Raw genomic sequence first — 3,012 nt, 5'->3', positions numbered from 1 at the left:
TCCATGGACGCCAGAACAGCATTGAACTCATTGGCTTTCTTTTTGGCATCATCGGTAAAGATTTTTGGGGTTGCCGTCATATAGAGGCGTTTTTTGCCCCGAATGATGCTGTTATCATGAACCTTGATAAATTCAGATTCATTGTCTTCTGTCCCTAATGAAACTCCAGTGGTTCTATGAGCTTCATCACAGATGATCAGATCAAATTCAGGTAAATCATACTTTTTTTGTGCATCCGAAATCACTTGGATAGAATGATAAGTAGAAAACACCACGGTCATCAGATCATGGGAAACTTTACCCGCTTTACTAGCCAGTTCTTTTGCATCCGTGGTTGCAGGCAAGGCAAGATCAGAACTATCAAATTCAATAGCATCATTTTTATTTTTACGACGCTTGCCCACTTGTGTATCAGAACACACTGCAAAGGAGCGCAAGGGGATTTTTGTATCTTCTGTCCATTCACGGATTGTTTGAGAGATAAGAGCAAGAGAGGGTACCAAAAACAATACACGCTTGCCTTTCCCAGCAAGAGTTTCTGCTATCTTCAAACTGGTGAAAGTCTTGCCCGTCCCACACGCCATAATCAGCTTGCCACGGTCTGCTTCTTGTAACCCTTCACAAACCGCTTTGAGTGCTTCTTTCTGATGATCTAAAAGCTTTTTTTGGGGGTTCTCTTTAAGGATTGCTTCCCCTTTTTCTTTATATGCCCCCCAATCAATTTGGCTGCTTTCCAAATCAAACAGATTAATCCGTTGGGGGCGGATTTCTTGTCCCTCACAAGTCAGTTCAACATTGTCACTCCAATCTGTTTCGGTGCTATCAACCAGTATACGACGGGTGAAGATCTTTTTACCCGAGGCAGCAATAAAACTATCAATATCTTCTTTTTTAATTATGTGAGAAGCATCATAGCATTTGCATTGAATAGCCGCATAGCCTCCTTCATCACGGATTGTAGCGATCAAATCAATCCCAATATCCGTTCCATCTTCTCCACGCTCTTGTGCCCATTCACAATAAGTTTGAACCTTTTCATATTCTTGCTTTTGAAGAGGGTCATGCGTCAAATAAGCCTTTACAAGGTTTTCAAACCATGTTCCTAATTCACGGGGTGATTTAGCTCGTTGACGATAATATTCTAAGAGAGAGCGTAAAGAGACGTGTTCATTATCGGACTTAACAGATTGAAGCATAAAGAAAGCACTCCATAACGATATATTCTGTTGAATTAATTCTCTTCAAAAGAATCAAAATGAAGTTAATTAAATACATTTAGGATAAATAGCGAGTATCAGATGAGGTGAAATTCTTGCAAAATCAGAAATTTTTTTCAAAAGGGATTTTAAAAGGCTATTTATCCACAGCCCATGATATTGGTTAGATCAGCAAACTAGTGAAATTTGCTATTCGTTTTGCGAATTCATCATTTTATGAAGGTATCAAGAGAGGCTTTTAAAGTATAAAATATGTACTCATATGAAAGTCCCAAAATACCCAAAAACACCCCAAAATACCTACCTTGGGTTGTATTTATAGATTGTGTTGTCGATATGAGTTGTTTTTTTAAAAATTCATAAAACTTAACACATTGAAATATAATGTTTTTTATTTCTAACTTATTTTTTTTAAAAATAGGACCCCAAAAGAAGTCCCAAAATACCCAAAATACCCAAAATATCTAAAATACAAAAAAGTGATAAAATTCTCAAAAGAGGTTTTTTTATTGTTCGGTCCACTGATTTTTCACCAAGGGGTGCCATTCATAGTGTATTGTAGGGCGCCCGACTTTTTGCTTTTTGTCTGCAAAGCTTTTACGAAGATAGTTGCAACGGCACAAAAGTTCTAAAGTTTGTTGAATAGTTTCATTGTCCTTTAAAAGCTTCCAATGGCGCTTAGAAACATCTCGTGCAGTAAAACCATCGGGTAAATACTCACAACGCTCTATAAGCAAATTTGCACCCTTTGTTGCGAAGTTATCCGCTGCTGCATAAAGACGTTTTATGTGACTTAACAGATATTTTTCCCATCGCAATGCCATGTGAAGAGATGGTAGAGTAACTTCAAAACGCCCACCCTCGACAAGTTCAAAAATTAATGCAAGGGTTGGTATGGTTTTATTCATTTTCAAAAGATGCGCTTGTAAACTTGTAGAGAAATGACCCTCATTGATTTTTTTCTGAAATTCTTCCCACCATACACGAAACTTCTCCTGAGCTTTGGGAGCAAAACGTATGATTATCGGATGCTTTGGTGATCCTAATGGTTTATCATAAAGTAAACGAAAGATCTTTTGGTAATTTTCCCATGCTTCTTGTTTAGGAGGTCTATCGACCCATAATCGCTCTTGTCGTGCATCGGGAAAGATCAGCATTTGAAAGCGTTGCAATAAACCATCATCGTTTATTCCACGGTGTATGGCTTGAATGAGTGGAATAATGCGTGAAGGTTGAATACCCCCAACGATTGAAAGGGTTGCATTGGGAATATGAATGGTTCCCCGCCCAATCCGGTCATAGTTGTGTGATTGATTGCCATTAAAAGCTTTCAGATAAAAGGCACGGTCTGTTTGATATTCTTTTCTTTCCAGATTGGCTAAAAAACCAGTCAGTTCATCACACACCATCAATAATCCACGCGGATTTTCTTTCAACAATTCGCCTAGCTTTTCTACGGTCACATCATTGACGATAAGACGTCGTTTTATAGGACTATCATCTTCCTCACTTTCGTTGTCTTCAAGAGCTTTTGAAAGAAGAGCAAGAGCTTGTTCCTTATCTTGATTTTTCAATGCTTTGTAAGCTTTTCTTTTGTTTTCTTTTGTTTCTAATTCATTGAAGATTTCTTTTGTTTTTTGCTGTTTTTTCTTCTTTATCCATTCTTGATACCATTCCTTTTCAAAGATATCGAGAGGTTCTAAAGCCGCTTGCATGGTAGGTGATTTCATGGTCGAAGGTTGTCCCACAATAGCCCCCCAGAGATTAGGAACGATTTTCCAATCATCCTGTTGTT

The 3,012-nt window shown here is 38.0% G+C and carries 2 protein-coding genes; both read right to left on the bottom strand.

What is annotated here, in order from left to right; genetic code table 11:
* On the bottom strand, window positions 1-1,196 hold a 1,196-nt coding region (locus ABID39_RS07740; protein WP_354187576.1), incomplete at its 3' end, for a restriction endonuclease.
* A gap of 527 nt (window positions 1,197-1,723) precedes the next feature.
* On the bottom strand, window positions 1,724-3,012 hold a 1,289-nt coding region (locus ABID39_RS07735; protein WP_354187574.1), incomplete at its 5' end, for a YfjI family protein.

This window comes from Bartonella japonica (assembly GCF_040545385.1).
Classification (GTDB): domain Bacteria; phylum Pseudomonadota; class Alphaproteobacteria; order Rhizobiales; family Rhizobiaceae; genus Bartonella; species Bartonella japonica.
The sequence above is the reverse complement of the archived record's forward strand: the minus strand, read 5'-3'. Positions and strand labels throughout refer to the sequence as shown.